The sequence below is a fragment of the Streptomyces sp. NPDC001828 genome (assembly GCF_042892175.1).
Taxonomy (GTDB): domain Bacteria; phylum Actinomycetota; class Actinomycetes; order Streptomycetales; family Streptomycetaceae; genus Streptomyces.
This window is the reverse complement of the sequence record NZ_JBIATV010000005.1, coordinates 425,004-444,809: the sequence shown is the minus strand read 5'-3', so window position 1 is coordinate 444,809 and position 19,806 is coordinate 425,004. Positions and strand designations below refer to the sequence as shown.

Genomic DNA, 19,806 nt, shown 5'->3' with positions numbered 1-19,806 from the left:
TGGCGTACTTGTCCGCGCTCTGCACGTGCAGCACGTGGTGCTCCATCGTGGTCACCGCGCCCGCCGACGGGTCCACCGAGTGCACCACCGGGTCGCTGAGGTAGCGGCGCACCAGAAGGTCCACATTGCGGTCCAGGGTCGCCGAGAACAGCATCCGCTGCCCGCCCGGACGCACCTGGTCCAGAAGCTCGGTCACCTGCGGCATGAAGCCCATGTCGGCCATCTGGTCGGCCTCGTCCAGGACCGTGATGTCGACCTGGTCCAGACGGCAGTCACGCCGCTCGATCAAATCCTTCAGCCGGCCCGGCGTCGCCACCACGACCTCCGCACCCGACCGCAGCGCACCCGCCTGACGCCCGATCGACATCCCACCCACCACCGTCGCGAGCCGCAGCCGCAGAGCGCGGGCGTACGGGGTGAGCGCGTCGGTCACCTGCTGCGCCAGTTCGCGGGTGGGGACGAGGACCAGGGCGAGCGGCTGGCGGGGCTCGGCGCGGCGGCCGGCCGTGCGGGTGAGCATCGCCAGGCCGAAGGCGAGGGTCTTGCCGGAGCCGGTACGGCCACGGCCCAGGACGTCACGGCCCGCGAGCGAGTTCGGCAGCGTCGCTCCCTGGATCGGGAACGGGACGCTGAGCCCCTGCTGGGTGAGCTCGGCCAACAGCTGCGGCGGAAGCGCGAGTTCGCCGAAGGTCTCGACGGCGGGCAGCGCCGGGGTGATCGTGACCGGCAGGGCGAACTCGCCCTGGGGGCCGGAGGAGCGGCGGCCGTAGCCGCCCGAGCGGCCCGAGGAGCCGGAGCGGCCGGAAGAACCGGAGCGGGCGGAGGAGCCGAACCGGCCGGCGGAGCCGCCGGAAGAGCCGGAGGAGCCGAAGCGGCTTCCGCCGCGCGGGGCGCCGGAGCCGCCGGAGTTGCCGGTGCGGGCGTAGCGGTCGTTCGTACGGGTGCGGTTCATGGGGAACCTTCCTTGATACGGCACGTAACAAGGAATTCCCGGAAGAAAGCACAGTACGGGGAATCGCAAGAACGAGCCGGGCGGATGCGAAAGCGCATCGGGCCGAATTCGATATTCGGGGCGCATCGCTGGAATGAGGTGCGGAGAAAATCCCGGGGCGCCGTGAGTGGACGGTCTGTGCCGTGCGGTGGGGCGCGCTGAGGATCCGGGGTCGTGCGGGGGTGCGTTCTGGCCGGTCAGGTGCTCACGGCGAGACGGGCGCGAGGGCCCGAAAACGCGACGAGCCGGGGCCCGCACCCCAAGGTGCGGGCCCCAGCTGCGAAGAAGTGCGTGTCGACGATCAGGCCGGAACGATGTTCTCGGCGGTCGGGCCCTTCTGGCCCTGCGCGATGTCGAAGTTGACCTTCTGGCCTTCCTGGAGCTCACGGAAGCCCTGGGCGGCGATGTTCGAGTAGTGGGCGAACACGTCCGGGCCGCCACCGTCCTGCTCGATGAAGCCGAAGCCCTTTTCAGCGTTGAACCACTTCACGGTACCTGCAGCCATGTCATTCTCCTTGGGGCAATTTCGGAGCCCACACCGTGCGAACTCCGCGTCACTGTGATGATTGCCCTGCTGGGAACCACAACTGCAACTGATATCGACAGTAGCACGGTGCAATCGCGGGAGCACGCTCAAATAATTCTGCTCGGCCGGTCGCGCGAGAAATTCTGACGAGGCCGCGATAATTAATTCTCCGACGGCGGTGACAGATATACGGGCGCCGCGGCGAGGGGCAGGAGGCGTTTTCCGTTGCGGCGTCACGGCCCGGCGCCGCCAGGCGGGTTGGGCCGTGCGGGGTCGCGCGGGCCGTCCGCTGACTACTCTGCACGGGTGACCACCGAGTTGACCTTGCTTACGCGCGTCGCCTATCGCGGCCAGGAAGTGACCGCGCCCCGGCTGCGCGGACTCCTCGCGCTGCTCGCCGAGGACCTGCGGGCCGGGTGCAGCACCGGGCGGCTCGTCGAGGGGCTGTGGGACGACGAGCTGCCGGAACGGCCCGGCAAGGCGGTGCAGGTCCTGGTGTCGCGGCTGCGCTCGCAGCTGGGCCCCGACGTCATCGCCAGCACCCCGGCCGGCTACCGCCTCGCGCTCACCGAGGAGCAGGTCGACAGTTCCGCCCTGGCGCTGCACGCGGCGGCCGCCGAGGCGCGGGCCCGCGCCGGTGCGCACGGCGAGGCGCTCGCGGAGGCGGAGGCCGGGCTCGCCCTGTGGGACGGGGTCGTCGCGAGCGGGGACGGCGAGGACCTGCACGACCCCGTCGCCGCGCTGCGCCTCGCGCGCGCCGGCGCCCACCGCACCCTCGCGCGCTGCCGGGCGCTCGCGCTGGCCCGGCTCGGCCGCAAGGCGGACGCGGTCCGGCCGCTGGCCCAGCTGGCCCGCGAACTGCCGCGCGACGAGGAGGTGTTGGCGGAGCTGCTGCGCTGCGAGGCCGCCACCGCCGGGCCGGCCGCGGCCCTGACCCGGTACGACCTCTACCGCCGCGCCCTGCGCGACGAGCTGGGCGCCGACCCGGGCAGTGAACTGACCTCCCTGCACCAGGAGTTGCTGCGCGGCGAGGCGCCCCTCGTACGCCACGGTGTGCTGCACGAGCCGAATCCGCTGCTCGGCAGGGACGGCGACCTCGCGGCGATCGGCGGGCTCCTCGACAGCGCCCGGGTCGTCACCGTCGTCGGGCCCGGCGGTCTCGGCAAGACCCGGCTGGCCCACGCGGTGGGCCGCCGGGCCGCGCAGCGCGTGGTGCACTTCGTGCCGCTGGCCGGTGTCACGTCCGACGACGACGTGGCCACCGAGGTCGCGTCGGCGGTCGGCGCGGGACCGGTGCGCAACCTGCCCGGGCTCGCGGGGACCATCGCCGGGATCGCCGGGGCACTCGGCCAGGGCCCCGCCCTGCTCGTGCTCGACAACTGCGAACACGTCATCCGGGGCGCCGCCGAGCTGGTGCGGGCCCTGGTGTCCGGCTCCAAGGAGCTGCGGGTGCTCGCGACCAGCCGGGCGCCGCTCGGCCTGACCTCCGAGTCCGTGTACGCGCTGCCCGAACTCGGCCTCGCCTCGACGGTCGAGCTGTTCCGCCAGCGGGCCCGGGCCGCACGGCCGGACGCGGAGCTGCCCGAGCGAGCCGTCGAGGAGCTGTGCCGCCAGCTGGACGGGCTTCCGCTCGCGGTCGAGCTGGCGGCGGCGCGGGTACGGGTGCTCTCCGTGCCGGAGATCGCGCGGCGGCTGCGGGACCGGTTCGCGCTGCTGCGCGGCGGCGGCCGTGACGTACCGGAGCGGCACCGCACCCTGCGGGCCGTCGTCGAGTGGAGCTGGAACCTCCTGGAGCCCGAGGCCCAGGCGGCCCTGCGGATCCTCTCGGTGTTCCCCGGCGGCTTCAGCGAGGCCGCGGCCGAGCACGTCCTGGGCGACGACGACGCGCTGTTCCTCCTTGAGCAGCTCGCCGACCAGTCGTTGATCAAGGCGGCGGACACCCCGTCCGGGGTGCGCTTCCACATGCTGGAGACCGTGCGGGAGTTCAGCGCGGCCCGCCGCGCGGAGGCCGTCGAGGAGGAGGCGGTCATCGACCGGTTCCTCGCCTGGGGGCGGGACTTCGGCCGGGCCCACCACGACACCCTGTTCAGCCCGGACTCGCTGCGGTCCTGGGAGCTGACCCGGGCCGAGCAGGACAACCTCTTCCTCGCGCTGCGGCACGCCCTCGCCCGCGACGACGGGCCCACCCTCGCGGGCCTGACCGCCGTGCTCGCGTCGCTGTGGGCCACCGACTCCAACTACAGCCGCCTGACCGGCCTCGCCGCCGACACCGCGGGCCCGCTCTCGCACTTCCACCCGGGGCCCGACGACGTCGAGCCCGCCCGCAGCGCGGCCGTGGTGTGCACGCTGAGCCTGTTCATGGGCTACGGGCCGCACGCCGTACGGCAGTTGGTGACCCTGCGCCGCCTTCCGCTCGCCGAGCCGGACACCCTGATGCGGGCCCTGGACGCGGTGCTGCGCGCCCTGCCGGAGGTGCACCCGCCGCACTACACGAGGCTGCGGGAGCTGTGCGACTCCGAGAACGCCCTGCTCGCGGGCGTCGCCGAGTGCTTCGCCAGCTATGTGTGGGAGTACGAGCGCGATGTGGACCGGGCCCTCGAATCGGCCCGCCGGGGCCTCGACGCGCTGATCTCGCTGGGCAATCCGGCCACCGAGATGCTGGGCCACGGCCGCATCAGCGAGCTGTGCCTGCAGACCGAGCGCGGCGAGGAGGCGTACCGGCACCTGATGGCCTCGATGGACGTCCTGGAGCGGACCGGCGACTGGGCGGACGCGGCCGGCTGGTACGACTCGGCCGGGGTGCGCTGGGCGCTGGTCCTGGCGTGCCTGCAGCGCGGCGAGATCGACGAGGCGGAGCGCTGGCTGGAGCTCGCGGCCCTGGAGCAGACCCCGGAGTCGGCCCAGGTCTTCAGCGCCGAGCTCGGCTCCCGGGCGGAGATCGCCCTGCTCAGAGGCCTGACCGAGGTGGGGCTCGGGCTGTGGCGGCAGGCGGTGGCGCAGCTGCGCGAGGCCGACGCCCTGTATCCCGACGACCCGTTCGTGGGCACGTGGTCGATGCAGATCCAGGCGACGGCGGTCGCCGCGCACGCCCGGCACGGCCGGCTCGAACCGGTCGCGGGTCTGGCGGCCGAACTGACGCTACAAGCAAGGGAGTTGCTGTCCCGCTCGCGGGACGAGGGCAGCCCGGCCGAGCTGCCGGTGTCCGGCACGATGCTGCTCGCCATCGGCCTGGCCGAGCTCGCCCGGGGCGAGACGTCGGGCGTACGGCTGCTCGCGCTCGCCGAGCGGATGCGGGTGCACCGGGACTTCCCGACGATGTCGTCGGCCCGGGCCCGCCAGTCCGCCGAGGACGCCGACGGGGCGGCGTACGCCGACGCGGTGTCGGAGTACGCCGCCCTGGGGCGCGACGAGTTGGAGCCGGCCGCGGTGCTGGTGCTGCGCGGCATCAGCGCTGGGGGTCGCGGTTGAACTTGGCCTTCGACCAGAAGTAGCCGAGCACCGTGAGCCCGGCCGCCCAGCCGATGGCGAGCCAGCCGTTGTTGCCGATCTCCGTGCCGAGCAGCAGCCCGCGCAGGGTCTCGATGGCCGGGGTGAACGGCTGGTACTGGGCGATCGGCTGGAACCAGCCCGGCATCGAGTGCAGCGGCACGAAGGCGCTGGACAGGAGCGGCAGCAGGATCAGCGGCATCGCGTTGTTGCTGGCGGCCTCGGCGTTCGGGCTGATCAGGCCCATGCCGACGGCGATCCAGGTCAGCGACAGGGCGAAGAGCACGAGCAGTCCGAAGGCCGCGAACCACTCCAGGACGGTGGCGTCGGTGGAGCGGAACCCGATGGCCACGCCGACGGCGCCGACGAACACCACGCTGAGGATCGACTGCAGCACGCTGCCGATGACATGGCCCACGATCACCGAACCGCGGTGGATCGCCATGGTGCGGAAGCGGGCGATGATGCCCTCGGTCATGTCGTTGGAGACGGAGATCGCGGTGCCGACGACGGTGCTGCCGATGGTCATCAGGAGCAGTCCGGGAACGATGTAGGCGATGTACTTGGCGCGGTCGGGACCGCCGCCGCCGATGCCCATGCTCATGGTGTCGCCGAAGATGTAGACGAACAGCAGCAGCAGCATGATCGGCGTGAGCAGCAGGTTCAGGGTGAGCGACGGATAGCGGCGGGCGTGCAGCAGGTTGCGGCGCAGCATCGTCGAGGAGTCGCGCAGGGCGAGGGAGAGAGAGCTCATCGGAGGTTCCCCTTCAGGGCGGCGGCGGGGGCCGGGACGGTGGTGGGCGCGGTGGCGGTGGGGTGGCTGGTCAGGGCGAAGAACACGTCGTCGAGGTCCGGGGTGTGCACGGTCAGTTCGTCGGCCTCGATGCCCGCGGAGTCCAGCCAGTCGAGGATCGCGCGCAGCTCGCGCTGGCTGCCGCCGCTCGGGATCTGGAGCGACAGCGACTCGTCGTCGCGGGCCGCCTCGCGCAGGGCCGAGGCCGCGCTCTCGTAGGCCTGCGGCCCGGTGAAGCGGAGCCGGACGTGGCCGCCGGGGACGAGCCGCTTCAGCTCGCTCGCGGTGCCCTGGGCGACGAGCCGCCCGCCGTTCAACACCGCGATGCGGTCGGCGAGTTCATCGGCCTCGTCCAGGTACTGGGTGGTGAGGAACACGGTCACGCCGCCCGCGACGAGGCCGCGGATGATGTTCCACATGTTGTGCCGGCTGCGCGGGTCGAGGCCGGTGGTCGGCTCGTCGAGGAAGATGATCCGCGGGTCGCCGACCAGGGTCATGGCGATGTCGAGGCGTCGGCGCATGCCGCCGGAGTAGGTGGAGGCGGGCTTCTTCGCCGCCTCCACCAGGTCGAAGCGCTCCAGGAGTTCGGCGGTGACCCGGCGTCCGTCGCGGCGCGAGAGGTGGTGCAGGTCGGCCATGAGAAGCATGTTCTCCTCGCCGGTGATCAGGTTGTCCACCGCCGAGAACTGCCCGGTGACCCCGATCGCGGCGCGCACCGCCTGCGGGTCGGCGGCCAGGTCGTGGCCGCCGACGCGCAGGGTGCCGGCGTCGGCGGAGATGAGGGTGGAGAGGATCTGCACCGCGGTGGTCTTGCCGGCCCCGTTCGGGCCGAGCAGCGAGAAGACGGTGCCGGCCGGGACGGCCAGGTCGATGCCGTCGAGGACGGTCTTGTCCCCGTAGGCCTTGCGAAGCCCGGTGGCCTCGATGGCGAGTTCGTTCGTCGTCGTTGTCATGCCGCAGAGCTTGCGGCGGAGGGGGTTCAGCGCGGTTTCAGGGCGGTTTCAGGAGCTCTCGCGGGGTGAGAGCGCGCCGGCCTGGGCTCCTGGTGGAGAGGGGCGGTGTCCGGCATACAGTGGCGCACCACGCAGAGTCGAGGGAGTGTCATGACGGTCCGCCTGGTGTTGGTCTCGCCCGCTTTCAGCCGGGCGCTGCGGGAGGCGCGCTTCGACGACGGCGGCCCGCTGGAGGCCGCCGGGCTCGCCGCGGCCCGCGCGGCGGCGGACGCGCTGCCCGCGGCGGACCGGCTGCTGGCCTCGCCGTCGGCGCGCTGCCGGGAGACCGCGGCGGCGCTCGGCGCGGCCGCCTCGGACGTGGCCGAACTGGCCGGTCTGGACGTCGGCCGCTGGCGCGGGCGGACCCTGGCCGAGGTGAGCGCGGCCGAGCCGGAGGCGGTCGGCGCCTGGCTGGCCGACCCGGCGGCGGCTCCGCACGGCGGTGAGTCGGTGGGAGCGCTGTGCGCCAGGGCGGCCGCCTGGCTGGAAGGGGCCGCCACGGACGGCGGCCGCACCCTCGCCGTGGTGGAGCCCGAGATCGTACGGGCCCTGGTGCTGCTGGCGTTGGACGCGCCCGCCTCCGCGTTCTGGCGGATCGATGTGCCCCCGCTGACCGCGACCGAACTCAGCGGCCGCGCCGGGCGCTGGAACCTGCGGGCGGGGCGGCCGCTGTGAGCGGGGGCGCCCAGTCCGGCGGCCCTGCTAGCCGTCGGCCCTCGGGGTGTTCACGGCGTACGAGTGGGCTCCGGTGCCGGCCAGGGCGCCGCCGTCGACGATCAGGTACTCCTCGCGCACGGGGGTTCCCGCCAGCCAGGCCTCCAGGATCTCGCGGGTGCCGGCGGCGTAGCGGGCCTGCGCGGAGAGGGACGAGCCGGAGACGTGCGGGGTCATCCCGTGGTGCGGCATGGTCCGCCAGGGGTGGTCGGCCGGGGCGGGCTGCGGGTGCCACACGTCACCCGCGTATCCGGCCAACTGGCCGCTCTCCAGGGCGCGTTGTACGGCGTCCTGATCGGCGATCCGGGCCCGCGCCGTGTTGATGAGATAGGCGCCGCGCTTCATCGTCCCGATCAGCTTGTCGTCGAAGAGGTGCTCCGTCTCCGGGTGGAGCGGCGCGTTGATGGTGACGACATCGCAGTGCGGCACCATGTCGGCGGCCGACTCGTGGAAGGTCAGGCCGAGTTCGGCCTCGACGGCGGCGGGCAGGCGGTGGCGGTCGGTGTAGTGGAGCCGCACGTCGAAGGGGGCCAGCCGGCGCAGCACCGCGAGGCCGATGCGGCCGGCGGCCACCGTGCCGACGTGCATGCCCTCCAGGTCGTACGAACGCGCCACGCAGTCGGCGATGTTCCAGCCGCCGTCGAGGACCACCTGGTGGGACGGCAGGTAGTTGCGCACCAGCGAGAGGGTCATCATGACCACGTGCTCGGCGACGCTGATGCTGTTGGAGTACGTCACCTCGGCGACGGTCACCCCGTGGGCGATGGCGGCGTCGAGGTCGACGTGGTCGGAGCCGATGCCGGCGGTGATGGCGAGCTTCAACTTCCGCGCGGATGCGATGCGTTGGGGCGTCAGGTAAGCCGGCCAGAACGGCTGTGAGATGACCACGTCGGCGTCCACCAGCTCGCGGTCGAAGACCGAGCCGTCGCGGTCCTTGTCGGAGGTGACCACCAGGGTGTGCCCCCGGCTCTCCAGGAAGCCGCGCAGCCCCAGCTCCCCGGAGACGCTGCCCAGGAGGTGGCCCGGGGTGAAGTCGGTGGCGTCCGGGGTCGGCGCCGACTGGCCGCCGGGGTAGGAGGTGATGCGGGGCAGATCGTCGCGGGCGTAGGCGGTGGGGTATCCGTCGGCGGGGTCGTCGTACAGGACGCAGAGCACCTTGGCCATGATCACGGCTCCTCGTGCGGAGAGCGGATGTACGGGATGCCCCACACGGTCCGCCCGTGTCGCGCCCGGGGTCAAAGCGAAGTCTTCTATCCGCGGTGAGCCGACGGCTATGAGTGCAGGCGGGCGGCCAGCAGCGCGTTCAGGGCGTCGCGTACCCCGGCCTCTCGCGCGACCGCCAACAGGGCGCGCACCATGGCGGGTTGGGGCTCCTGCGCGACCACCGCGAGGCCGACGCGCGGGCCGTGGGCGGGGCCGGACAGGCGTACCACCCGCATGCCGGGCGGGGTGGCGAACATGTGCAGCCACGCGTGCGAGATCACGCTCGACCAGCGGCCGGTGACCAGATGCGCGTACAGGCCCGCCACGGTGTCGGACTCGACGGCAGGGGTGGCGCTCGCGCCGTCGGCGGCGAAGTTCTCGTCCAGGATGCGGCGGTTGCGCATGCGCGGCGCGAGCAGACACAGCGGCAGCGCCGCCGCCTGCGCCCAGCGCACCTCGGCGTCCTCGGCGTGCGGCCCGTCGGCGGGGGTGAGCAGCACGTACCGCTCCTCGTACAGCGGGAGCCGCCGCGTGTCGCGCAGGGTGATGTCGTCGAGGTAGGTGAGCGCCGCGTCGATCTCGAAGTCGGCCAGACGGCGGGCGATGTCGCGCGAGGACAGCGACTCCACGCTCACCCGCGCGCCGGGGTGCCGCTCGCAGAACGGGGTGGTGAGCAGGGAGGTGACGGTGAGCGCGGTGGGGATGGCGCCCAGGCGCAGGGTGCCCGTCAACTCGCCGCGCAGGGCGGCCAGTTCCTGCCGGAGGGCATCGCGTTCGGCGAGGGTGCGGTGGGCCCAGGCGAGCACGTGCTCGCCCTCGGGCGTCAGGCCCTGGAAGCGGCTGCCGCGCCGGATGACCGGGACGCCGAGTTCGGCCTCCAGTCTGCGGATGCCCGCCGAGAGCGAGGGCTGGGAGACGAAGCACGCGGCGGCGGCCCGCCCGAAGTGCCGCTCCCGGGCGAGCGCGACCAGATACTCCAACTGCCGCAGCACTGCTGCCCCCCAGGGTGCTCGCGCCTTCGGCAGCCGCCCGCGCGTCCGGCGGCCGCTCGCGTTCTTGGCGTACTGCGAGGGTCACGCCCGGTGCGGGTGGGACGCAAGGGGGCCGCGCGTCGCGGGCGCGTCCGGGTGCGCCGAAGGGCCCCGACCCGGGCATGGGTGCGGGGCCCTTCGGCGGTGCGTGGGGTGCGTGCTCAGGCGGCCGCGAGGGAGATCTCGGTCGACTTGATCAGCGCGACGACGGAGGAGCCGGCCGCCAGGGAGAGCGCCTCGACGGCGTCCTTGGTGATGGCGGAGGTCAGCTCGCCGCCCTCGACGTCGACCTTGACGGACGCCATGGCGCCACCGGTGGCCACGTCGGCGACGGTGCCGGGGATCTGGTTGCGGATGGACAGGCCCTCGACCGGGCCGGTCGCCAGGGAGACCTCGGTGGACTTCACGAGGGCCTTGACCGCGGAGCCCTCGGCGAGACCGAGTTCCTTGACGGCCTCGGTGGTGATCGCGGCGGTGATGTTCTGGCCGCCGGCGAGGCGGACCTTGACCGTCGCCATGGCCTCACCGGTGGTGACGGCGGTGACGGTGCCGGCGATCTGGTTGCGGATGCTCAGGCTCATGGAGAAACGCCTCACAGAGAGTTCGTAAAGAGAGTTCGTACGGGATTCGTGCGGGATTGTCAGGCTGTGGGCCCGCGGTGCTTCACACGCTAATGCCGCGAAAGGGACTCGACGCGGAGGCCGTCGCATACGCGACCCCGAACGGCTCTTGTGGCTCGCAAAACGGACGCCCCCGAAGGTCACCAGTTTTTCGGGACCTGCGGCCCGGCGGTATTGAGGACGTTCGGCTCGGGGTGTCGGACCTGGTGGTTCGGCGCCCCGCCCTGAAGCGCCCGGTGATTACCGGACCGGCCTGCCACCGCGCGGGCCGCGGTATGGCTTCGCGGCCGTGCCGCCGCCGGTGCGCGGAGCCGGTGTGCGAGGCTGCCGGTGTCCCCGTGCCCGGCCCCGCCCAGAGGGTTCCGGCACCTTGGCGGAGGTTCGAACTGGTCGGCTGGAGCGATGTGTTGAGGCGAGCGGTGCTGATGCGGGCGGCCGCCGGGGCCGTGGCCGCGGGGGGTTCACTGGCCGGCATGGCGTCGGCCGCGCGGGCTGCCGGGAGGGCGTCCGAGGGCGGCAGGGCTGCTGTGTCGGGCGGGGTGCCGAGCGGGTTCGAGGGCGGCAGGGCTGCTGTGTCGGGCGGGTCCGGGGGCGGGGGCGGGCCGGGCGTGCGGCGAGGGGGCACGGGTGGCGCGGGGGTCGTGGTGCGGAAGATGGGCGACCTCACCGGGCCCGGGATCACCACGCGCTTCCGGATGGAGGCGGCCGATCTCGGGATCCCCGCCAGGACGCCGGACGGGCGGCTCCTGTTCGTGTTCGGGGACACGTTCGAGGAAGCCAGGGTGGGCGGTGGCTGGTGGCGTTCGCCCGTCGCGCTCTACGGGTACCTGCCGGCGGACGGGCCGGTGGGCTGGACGGCCGCGGTGGGCGGCGGGCACGCCCGGCAGCTGAGGTCCTATCCGCACGACGGCCCGACGTTCTCGACCGTGCTGCCCACGGACGTGATCACCATCGGCACCGACATGTATCTGCACGTCGCGGTGCACCAGGGCTTCGGGAACGTCCAGTGGAGCGAGATCTGGCGCTCGCCCGACGCGGGGGAGACCTGGCAGCCCACCGCCGCACGCTTCCCCGGCACCCTGCACGGAGGACTGTTCCAGCTCCTCACCTGGGGGCTCGGCGAGGACGGTTACGTATACGTCCTGTCGACCGGGTTCCAGCGGAACAAGCCGGCCATCCTGCACCGCGTCCCCGCCGACCGCATCACCGACCCCTCCTCCTACCGGCCCTGGGGCCGCCGCGCGGGCACCTGGGCCTGGGGCAATCCGCCCACCGCCGTCCTGGACGGCGGCGTGGGCGAGATGTGCCTGCGGCCGCTCGCCGGCCGCTGGATCCTGACCTGGTTCGACGCGGGCGGCTACCGCATCGACGCCCTCGTCCTCGACACCCCCGCCGCCCTGGCCGGGACCCCCGCCGCGAACCGCGTGACACTGATCCGGGGAGGGGCCTGGGGACAGGAGGACGACGCCCATGTGGCGCAGCTCTACGGCGGCTACGTCATCCCCGGCTCGACGCTCGACGACCTGCATCTGACGGTCAGTCAGTGGAACACGGCGGCCGGCTGGCCCTACCACGTCATGCACTTCCGGATCCGGGGCCTCACCGGGAAGACCTGACCGCACGACGGACCCGGACGCCCGTTTACCGGCGGGCGAGGCTGAGGGGGCGGATGTCTCGCGTGTCAGCAGCCGCTTCCGCGGCCGGAGCCGGTACTCGGCGTGGGGGCGGGCACCCGGGCAGGCTCCGTGTCCGCGTCGGCGGGCTTGGCCGCGCGGACGATGGCGGAGTGCATGCCGTCGGCGACGCTGTGGGTCGGGGTGATGCCGATGCCGGTGAATCCGGCCGCCGCCAGGCCCCGGCGGTACTCGGCGAACGAGAGCGCGCCCGCGATGCAGCCGACGTAGTCGCCCCGCTCGGCTCGCTGTGCGGGGGTGAGCGCGTCGTCGGCGACCACGTCGGAGATGCCGACCCGGCCGCCGGGGGCGAGAACGCGGAACATCTCGGCGAAGACGGCGCGCTTGTCGGTGGACAGGTTGATCACGCAGTTGGAGATCACCACGTCGATGGTGCCGGCGGGCAGCGGGATGGCTTCGATGGTGCCCTTGAGGAACTCGACGTTGGTGGCCCCGGCCTTCCTCTGGCCGGCCAGGGCGAGGGCGAGCATCTCCTCGGTCATGTCCAGGCCGTACGCCTTGCCGGTGGCCCCGACGCGACGGGCGGACAGCAGCACGTCGATGCCGCCGCCGGAGCCCAGGTCGAGTACGCGCTCGCCCTCGTGCAGGTCGGCGACCGCGGCGGGGTTGCCGCAGCCGAGTGAGGCGGCGACGGCCTCGGCGGGCAGGGTGCCGAGTTCGTCCGCCGCGTACAGGGTGGAGCCGAAGCCGTCGTCGACCTCGACCGCCTGCGGGCCGCAGCAGGCGGTGCCGCCCTCGGCGACCTGGACGGCCGCGGCCGCGTACCGCCGGCGGACGGTCGCGCGCAGATCGGTGGACTGGTCACTCATGGCGTGCCTCCTTGATCCGAAGCTTCCTCCAAGCCTTTCGACGCAACCTTGCGTCTTGGTTCGAAGTTCGTCAATATAGAAGAGTGTCGAAACAAGAGTTCGTGGTGCTCGGCCGGACGGACGATGGCGCATGCTGCCCGGGGCTGCTGACCGCTCCCCTGGACGAAGAGCAGGCCGTCGAACTGGCCAAGGTCTTCAAGGCGTTGGGAGATCCGGTCCGGCTGCGTCTGCTGTCGATGATCGCCTCGCGAGAGGGCGGTGAGATCTGCGTCTGCGACCTCACCCCGGCGTTCGACCTGTCCCAGCCCACGATCTCCCACCACCTCAAGCTCCTGCGGCAGGCGGGCCTCATCGACTGCGAGCGGCGCGGCACCTGGGTCTACTACTGGCTGCTGCCGGAGACGACCGACAGGCTCGCCGGGATCCTCACCCGCCCCGGGCAGCCCGTGGCCGCGAAGGCGACCTCGTGAGCGCCGGGACCACCCCCGCGCCGGCCGTCGGGCGCCTGTCGTTCGTGGACCGCTGCCTCGCGGTGTGGATCCTGCTCGCGATGGCCGCCGGCCTGGGCCTCGGACGTGCGGTGCCGGGTCTCGGAGACGCCCTCGCCGAGGTCACCGTCACCGGCGTCTCGCTGCCGATCGCCCTGGGCCTGCTGGTGATGATGTACCCGGTGCTCGCGAAGGTCCGTTACGACCGGCTCGACACCGTCACACGTGACCGGCGTCTCCTGCTGCCGTCGCTGCTCCTGAACTGGGTGCTCGGCCCGGCGCTGATGTTCGCCCTGGCCTGGATCTTCCTGCCGGACCTGCCCGAGTACCGCACCGGCCTGATCATCGTCGGCCTGGCCCGGTGCATCGCCATGGTCATCATCTGGAACGACCTCGCCTGCGGCGACCGCGAAGCCGCCGCGGTCCTGGTCGTCCTCAACTGCCTCTTCCAGGTGGCCGCGTTCAGCCTGCTCGGCTGGTTCTACCTGTCCGTGCTGCCCGGCCTGCTCGGCCTGGAGCGGACCGCGCTCGACGTCTCCGTCCCGGACATTGCCCGTAGCGTCCTGATCTTCCTCGGGATACCCCTGGTCGCCGGATTCCTCACCCGTCACTTCGGCGAAAAGGCCAAGGGGCGCACCTGGTACGAGTCCCAACTCCTGCCGCGCGTGGGCCCGTTCGCCCTGTACGGGCTGCTGTTCACCATCGTCGTCCTCTTCGCCCTCCAGGGCGACGCCATCACCTCCCGGCCCCTCGACGTCGCCCGCATCGCTCTGCCGCTCCTCGTGTACTTCGCCGTCATGTGGGCCGGATCGATGGCTCTGGGCAGGGCGGTCGGACTCGGCTACCCGCGTGCCACCGCGCTCGCCTTCACGGCCGCCGGCAACAACTTCGAGCTGGCCATCGCGGTGGCGATCGCCACCTTCGGAGCCACCAGCGGGCAGGCGCTCGCCGGGGTCGTCGGCCCCCTCATCGAGGTGCCGGTCCTGATCGGCCTCGTCCACGTGGCCCTGGCGGCCCGTCGCTACTTCCCCGAAGCCGTCCTTGCGGGTGCGGGTGCGGGTGCGGGTGCGGGTGCGGACGCGGCAGCCCATGCCCGTGCCCGCACCGACGCCGACGCCCATGTCCGTGCCCGCACCGGTGCGGATGCCGACGCCCGCACCGATGCCGACCCCGGCGCGGCCGCCCCCGCCCCCGGGCCCGCCCCCGGTCCCGGGGGCGAGTCCACGGAAGGCCCCGCCCGTGTCTGAGAACAAGCCGTCCGTCCTCTTCGTCTGCGTCCACAACGCCGGCCGCTCCCAGATGGCCGCCGCCTTTCTCACCCACCTCGCCGGCGACCGCGTGGAGGTCCGGTCCGCCGGCTCCGCACCCGCCGACTCGGTCAATCCCGCCGTCGTCGTGGCCATGCGGGAAGTCGGCATCGACATCTCGGCCGAGACACCCAAGGTGCTCGACGCCGAAGCCGTTCGGCAGGCCGACGTCGTCATCACCATGGGCTGCGGCGACAGCTGCCCCGTCTTCCCCGGCAAGCGCTACCTCGACTGGCAACTCGACGACCCCGCCGGCCGAGGAGTCGCCGCGGCGCGGCCCATCCGCGACGCGATCAGGGCGCGGATCGAGGCACTGATCGCGGAGCTCCTCTGACTCGCGCCCCGGCGTCGCCGAACCAACCCTCACGCATGGCCACTTGTCGTCCCGCTTACGATCGGACGTTCGTGGGGACCTGGGTCGAAAGGGTGAACCGGATTGACGGACGGGCGAGTTGTCATCGTGACCGGCGGAGGCACGGGCATTGGGGCGGCCACCGCCCGACTGCTCCGCGACGGGGGGCACCGCGTGGTCGTCTCGGGGCGGCGGCCCGAACCGCTGGAAACTCTGGAACGGGAGACCGGGGCGCTGGCCCATCCCTCCGACGTGGGTGATCCCACCGCCGCCGAGGGCCTGGTCCGCGCGGCCCTGGACGCGTACGGGCGGCTCGACGGGGTCGTGCTCAACGCGGGCATCGGGCGGAGCGGCGCGGTCGGGGACCTGTCGCTTGAGGACTGGGACGAGGTGATGCGCACGAACGTCACCGGCCCGCTCCTGCTCCTGCGCGCGGCGATCCCGCACCTGCTGGAGACGCGGGGTTCGGTGGTCGCCGTCGCCTCGGTGTCCGCGCTGCGCAACGGCGCGAGCAACGCGGTGTACGCCACGTCGAAGGCGGCCCTGCTGCAACTCTGCCGTTCCGTCGCCGTCGACTACGGACGTCGGGGGCTGCGCGCCAACACGGTGTGTCCCAGCTGGGTGCGGAGCGAGATGGCCGACCGCCGGATGGCGCGCTTCGCCGTGGAGGCGGAGCTGCGGGACCACAGCGTGGAGGCCGCGTACGACGAGGCGACGAGCTTCCTGCCCATGGGGCGGCCGGGCGAACCACGAGAAGTGGCGGAGGCGATCGCCTGGCTGCTCTCTCCGGCGGCGTCCTACGTCAATGGCGCGGTGCTCACCATCGACGGCGGGGCCACCGCCCTCGACCCCGGAACGCTCGCCTTCGACTTCCAGATCACCCCCCGCGCCGACAACCCGGCCTGACCCTCCCGAACGCGGGCCCCGGCGTGCCGGTTCCGTCGGGGTCTGGTGGGAACCGACGGGGGCAACGGCGGCAAGACGGGGGAGTTCTTCGCGTCCACGTGTGATGTGACGCTGCGGGACTGACGCCCTGAGCACAGCCGGCGGCGGTCCCGGCACGGGCGCGCCCGTTCCCCGGTGTGGTGGGCGGGCGCGAACGGTGGGGGTGTCGGGTGGCGTTCGCGCGGGAGCTCTCGTGGTGGGCCGCCCGCGCCGCGAGGACTCGACGGTCGATGACCAGGGATTCGGCCAATCACCGGCGCTCGCCGGAGCGGCCGCCGGCCCGGACATCGCCACGGCGCGGCGGTCTCCCGGGGGCGGCCTAATCCTTGAACTCCCCTCTTGGCAGGCCCGATTCAGGACAGCTTCCCCGTCCCGGCCCGCAACGTCCGTACCGCCGGGCAGAGTTGATGGCTGGAGAACAGTCGAGGGCTGCTACGGGACCTCGGTCGTGATGGGGCGGGGGCTCGGATGACGGCAGCGCACGGCGATGCGGGCGAGGGCGGGGTCGGCGCGTTCGTCGATGCGTCCGCGAGGCTGACCGGGTTCGGGGCCGAGGAGTTGAGCGCCCTCGGGATGGCGGAGACGTACCGTGCCGTGGTGGTGACGCAGGCCGGCTCGGAGCGCTGCGCCCGGCTGGTGGACGCACTGTCCGGGTCCGGGTCCGCGGTGACCCTGGACGGGGAGCTTCTGGACCTCGCCCGAGAGGTAACCCACCTTTGGTATACGGGCAGTTGGCCGGGTCGGCCGGGTGAATCCGGTTCCTTCGTGGTCTCGGCGGCGTCCTACGCGGCGGGCCTGGTCTGGCGGACGCTCGCCGGCCACGCGCCGGGTACCCGCCCGGCCGGATTCGGCAGTTGGGCCGGGGTGCCGGCCGGGGCGGAGGGGGTCCGATGAGTGCCGGGACCGGGCCGTCCGCCTCGTCGCGCGGGCAGGAGGCGCCGTACGACGTGATCGTGGTCGGCGCGGGGATCGCGGGCTCTCTCGTCGCCCGGCAGCTGGGCGAACGTGGCCGGCGGGTGCTGGTGCTCGAGGCCGGGGTGCGCGACGCCGACCCAGGGCAGGCGCACCGCGACGCCCTGGAGCGGTACTTCGCCGCGTCGGTGAAGGGCCCCGGCTCGGCCCACCCGCCGAATCCGGCCGTTCCCTGGCCCGACGCCGCCGACCTGGCGGGAACCGGGGACGGCCACCTCGTCCAGCGCGGCCGGCTCCCCTACGGCAGTGGATACGTACGGGCCAACGGCGGTACCGGAAACGTGTGGACCGGGCTCACCCCGCGCATGCTGCCGGAGGACTTCACCACCCTGACGACGTTCGGGTACGGGCGCGACTGGCCGCTGTCGTACGCCGAGTTGGAGCCCCACTACCGGGCGGCCGAGCGGGAGCTCGGGGTGGCCGCCGACGTCGAGGAGCAGCGGCTGCGGGTCGGGCTGCCGTTTCCCGAGCACTACGTCTTCCCCATGCGAGCGATCCCCGCGAGCCGTCTGGACCGGCTGATGGCCGAGCGTCTGGACGGGAGCCGGGTCGAGGAGCCCGGCACCCGCGACCCGGTGGAACTGCGCGTGGTGGGCACGCCGCACGCGCGCAACGGCGTACCCGATCCGGCGTACGACGGCGGAGCCGGCTACGTCCCCGTCGGCGCCCACGGCCGCCCCGACCCCGACAGCCGCTGCCTGGGCAGCGCGACCTGCATCCCGCTCTGCCCCTCCCAGGCCAAGTACACCCCGCTCAAGACGCAGGCCCACTGGGCCCCTTCGGTCACGCTGGTGGACCGCGCCGTGGTCAGCCGGGTGCTCGTCGCACCGGACGGCCGGGCGAGGGGCGTCGAGTACCTGACGTACACCGCTCATGGCCCGGACCGCACGGGGGAGGTGACGGCCCGGACCGCGTCGGCCCCCGTCGTCGTCCTGGCCGCGCACGCCGTCGAGAACGCCCGGCTGCTGCTCCTGTCCGGCCTCGCGAACCGCAGCGGGCAGGTCGGCCGCAACCTGATGGACCACCCGGTGCTGCTCACGTGGGGGCTGATGCCGGAGCCGGTCGGCCCCTATCGGGGTCCCGGTTCGACCTCCGGCTTCGAGGGCTTCCGCACCGGCCCGGCCCGCCGCGCCCGCGCCCCGTTCCGCATCGAGATCGGCAACTGGGGCTGGCTGTGGGCCAGGGGCCCGGTCGACGGCGACGTCGCCGAACTGCTGCGCGGCGGCGGCCCGGACGGGCGCGGGCTGTTCGGAACGGAGCTGCGCGAGGCGCTGCGCGATCGCGTGGGGCGGCAGTTCGCGTTGCAGTTCGAGATGGAGCAGAGCGCCGACCCCGCCAACCGGATCACGCTCGACCCTGCCCTGCGCGACCGGCTCGGCCTGCCGCGTCCCGTCGTCACGTACGACCTCTCGCACCACGTCAGGGAGGGCATCGCGGCGGCGAAGACGGTCTCCGACCAGCTCTTCGCCCGGCTCGGGGCCGAGGACCACACCGACTTCGCCGCCGACGGGAGCTGGCCCGGCCGCTTCGAGCACCACGGCCGCGTGTACGGCTACCGGGGCGCCGGGCACGGCGCCGGGACCCACATCATGGGCAGCTCGCCCGGCACCTCGGTCGTCGACCCCTGGCAGCGCTGCTGGGACCACCCCGGCCTGTACGCGGTGGGCTGCGGAAGCATGCCGTCCGTCGCCACCTCCAACCCGACCCTGACCATGGCCGCCCTCGCCCTGCGCAGCGCCGAGCGCATCGAGGCCGACCTCGTCGAACGCCACCGCCCCGCCCTTCTCGACTCCGGAGCCGCCCGATGAGCCCGCTGCCCCTTCCTCCGGTTCCCGAGCAGTTCCAACTGCCGTTCCACTACGGGGCGTTGCACCAGGTCGGCCTGGACTTCCCGGTCGACCCGAGCCCGGTCCGCGACCTGCTGGCCAAACACCATCCGGCGCTGAGCGCGGCGGAGTTCGCGGGCCGCGCCCTGGTGTCCCTCAACTACCAGCTCTACTTCGCCCAGTACCCCTTCGGCGGCGGCATCACGGAAGAGGTGGAGGTGAACATCGTCGCCTTCCCCACGGCGGCCGCCGACCGGGTGCCCGAGGTTTCGTACGAGCAGTACGCGCAGGGCTTCGACCAGACCCGGCTGCTCGGCATCGCCCGCATCCACGTCCTGTGCGACAACCCGCTCGCCATCGACGCCGGCCGCACCCTGTACGCGGAGCCGAAGTACCCGGGCTGGTTCGAGGTCGAGCTGCCCTCCCTCAACGGGCAGGCGGACAAGCACAGTTGGACGGTGCGGACCAAGGCTGCCGGCATCACCCCGGCCGGCTCGGTCGAGCGCCACGAGGACGCCCTGTTCAGCTTCTCCGCCGACCTCGGCGGGCTCGCGGCCGTCCCCGCCAACAACACCCCCGTCACCGGCTACGGAACCGACTCCGCCGGCCGGGCGCTGGCCGGCCCGATGAACCTCTACCAGCCCTACCACTGGTACGACCTGTCCGGCCCGGCCGCCGGCCGCACCCGCCTCACCGTCCACGCCCCCGCCACCGAAGTCGGCCAGGACCTGACCCGCCTGATCGCCGACACCCCGGCCGCCGGCGCCTGGACCTACCAGTCACCGCCGGTGGCGGCACACAACCGGCCGTATTACCTGGCGTAGGGAACAGGTCTCTGCCGCAGGGGTCAGGGCTCTCAGGCCTGAGTGCCGACCACACTTCCGTGAAAGGCCGCGTACGCTCCTCGGCCCTGGAATTACCGCGGGCGTGCCTTACAGGAGCCGGGAAACGCGTGCACCGTGCGGACGGTCTTGGGGGCCGTGGCGGCGGTTTCCTGGAGGCGTGGTTCCGGTGCGCGGAGGCCGACGCCACGGCCATTGGTTCCTGCTACCCAGCA

Annotated in this window: 18 protein-coding genes; 10 read left to right on the top strand and 8 right to left on the bottom strand. The window is 73.0% G+C overall.

The features are described 5' to 3' along the window. Positions 1–952, bottom strand: a 952-nt coding sequence (locus tag ACFYZA_RS18390; RefSeq protein ID WP_388491525.1) for a DEAD/DEAH box helicase, incomplete at its 3' end; no start/stop codon positions are given. A 340-nt stretch (positions 953–1,292) separates the two neighbouring features. Next, positions 1,293–1,496, bottom strand: coding sequence for a cold-shock protein (locus ACFYZA_RS18385; RefSeq protein ID WP_031141049.1), 204 nt, complete (start codon positions 1,494–1,496; stop codon positions 1,293–1,295). A gap of 327 nt (positions 1,497–1,823) precedes the next feature. Here ACFYZA_RS18385 and ACFYZA_RS18380 point away from each other — a divergent pair, with 327 nt between their 5' ends. Next, on the top strand, positions 1,824–4,985 hold the full coding sequence (locus ACFYZA_RS18380; RefSeq protein WP_388491521.1) for an ATP-binding protein: 3,162 nt from the start codon (positions 1,824–1,826) through the stop codon (positions 4,983–4,985). Here the strand turns inward: ACFYZA_RS18380 and ACFYZA_RS18375 are convergent. Both ACFYZA_RS18375 and ACFYZA_RS18370 read right to left on the bottom strand, forming a co-directional pair. Continuing rightward, positions 4,963–5,757: an ABC transporter permease gene (locus tag ACFYZA_RS18375; RefSeq protein ID WP_382597464.1), complete on the bottom strand. Its 795-nt coding sequence runs from the start codon at positions 5,755–5,757 to the stop codon at positions 4,963–4,965. The genes ACFYZA_RS18380 and ACFYZA_RS18375 overlap by 23 nt on opposite strands. Then, complete coding sequence (locus tag ACFYZA_RS18370; RefSeq protein ID WP_382597466.1) at positions 5,754–6,749, bottom strand: ATP-binding cassette domain-containing protein; 996 nt, start codon at positions 6,747–6,749, stop codon at positions 5,754–5,756. The genes ACFYZA_RS18375 and ACFYZA_RS18370 overlap by 4 nt, the downstream gene beginning before the upstream one ends. A gap of 150 nt (positions 6,750–6,899) precedes the next feature. Between ACFYZA_RS18370 and ACFYZA_RS18365 the strand changes: the two genes are divergently transcribed. Next, positions 6,900–7,463, top strand: a complete 564-nt coding sequence (locus ACFYZA_RS18365) for a histidine phosphatase family protein (protein ID WP_388491517.1) — start codon at positions 6,900–6,902, stop codon at positions 7,461–7,463. A gap of 27 nt (positions 7,464–7,490) precedes the next feature. Here ACFYZA_RS18365 and ACFYZA_RS18360 read toward each other — a convergent pair whose 3' ends face one another. The 3 genes from ACFYZA_RS18360 to ACFYZA_RS18350 form a co-directional block, all read right to left on the bottom strand. Continuing rightward, on the bottom strand, positions 7,491–8,666 hold the full coding sequence (locus tag ACFYZA_RS18360) for an NAD-dependent formate dehydrogenase (RefSeq protein WP_388491515.1): 1,176 nt from the start codon (positions 8,664–8,666) through the stop codon (positions 7,491–7,493). A gap of 107 nt (positions 8,667–8,773) precedes the next feature. Then, positions 8,774–9,697, bottom strand: coding sequence for a LysR substrate-binding domain-containing protein (locus ACFYZA_RS18355; RefSeq protein ID WP_382597472.1), 924 nt, complete (start codon positions 9,695–9,697; stop codon positions 8,774–8,776). Positions 9,698–9,897: 200 nt separating this feature from the next. Then, a complete protein-coding gene (locus tag ACFYZA_RS18350; protein WP_382597474.1) occupies positions 9,898–10,317 on the bottom strand; it encodes a molybdopterin-binding protein in 420 nt (139 codons plus the stop codon). A gap of 692 nt (positions 10,318–11,009) precedes the next feature. Here ACFYZA_RS18350 and ACFYZA_RS18345 point away from each other — a divergent pair. After that, positions 11,010–11,972 carry a DUF4185 domain-containing protein gene (locus ACFYZA_RS18345; RefSeq protein WP_388491511.1) on the top strand — a complete coding sequence of 321 codons (963 nt, stop codon included), beginning with the start codon at positions 11,010–11,012 and terminating at the stop codon, positions 11,970–11,972. Between the two features lie 65 nt (positions 11,973–12,037). Here ACFYZA_RS18345 and arsM read toward each other — a convergent pair whose 3' ends face one another. Beyond that, positions 12,038–12,859, bottom strand: coding sequence for an arsenite methyltransferase (gene arsM, locus ACFYZA_RS18340; RefSeq protein WP_388491509.1), 822 nt, complete (start codon positions 12,857–12,859; stop codon positions 12,038–12,040). Between the two features lie 83 nt (positions 12,860–12,942). Between arsM and ACFYZA_RS18335 the strand changes: the two genes are divergently transcribed. The 7 genes from ACFYZA_RS18335 to ACFYZA_RS18305 all read left to right on the top strand — a co-directional run bounded on the left by ACFYZA_RS18335 (position 12,943) and on the right by ACFYZA_RS18305 (position 19,573). After that, entirely contained in the window at positions 12,943–13,329 is a 387-nt protein-coding gene (locus ACFYZA_RS18335; protein WP_388491506.1) for an ArsR/SmtB family transcription factor, read from the top strand. Beyond that, complete coding sequence (gene arsB / locus ACFYZA_RS18330) at positions 13,326–14,594, top strand: ACR3 family arsenite efflux transporter (RefSeq protein WP_388491503.1); 1,269 nt, start codon at positions 13,326–13,328, stop codon at positions 14,592–14,594. The genes ACFYZA_RS18335 and arsB overlap by 4 nt, the downstream gene beginning before the upstream one ends. After that, a complete protein-coding gene (locus tag ACFYZA_RS18325; RefSeq protein ID WP_382597482.1) occupies positions 14,587–14,988 on the top strand; it encodes an arsenate reductase ArsC in 402 nt (133 codons plus the stop codon). Before arsB ends, ACFYZA_RS18325 begins: the two co-directional genes overlap by 8 nt. A gap of 102 nt (positions 14,989–15,090) precedes the next feature. Continuing rightward, the gene (locus ACFYZA_RS18320; RefSeq protein ID WP_388491501.1) at positions 15,091–15,912 is read left to right on the top strand and encodes an SDR family NAD(P)-dependent oxidoreductase; all 822 of its coding nucleotides are present in this window, start codon (positions 15,091–15,093) and stop codon (positions 15,910–15,912) included. Between the two features lie 507 nt (positions 15,913–16,419). Then, positions 16,420–16,845, top strand: a complete 426-nt coding sequence (locus tag ACFYZA_RS18315) for a hypothetical protein (protein WP_388491498.1) — start codon at positions 16,420–16,422, stop codon at positions 16,843–16,845. Further along, the gene (locus tag ACFYZA_RS18310; protein ID WP_388491496.1) at positions 16,842–18,731 is read left to right on the top strand and encodes a GMC family oxidoreductase; all 1,890 of its coding nucleotides are present in this window, start codon (positions 16,842–16,844) and stop codon (positions 18,729–18,731) included. The genes ACFYZA_RS18315 and ACFYZA_RS18310 overlap by 4 nt, the downstream gene beginning before the upstream one ends. Next, the gene (locus ACFYZA_RS18305; protein ID WP_388491493.1) at positions 18,728–19,573 is read left to right on the top strand and encodes a hypothetical protein; all 846 of its coding nucleotides are present in this window, start codon (positions 18,728–18,730) and stop codon (positions 19,571–19,573) included. Before ACFYZA_RS18310 ends, ACFYZA_RS18305 begins: the two co-directional genes overlap by 4 nt. Positions 19,574–19,806: the final 233 nt, after the last annotated feature.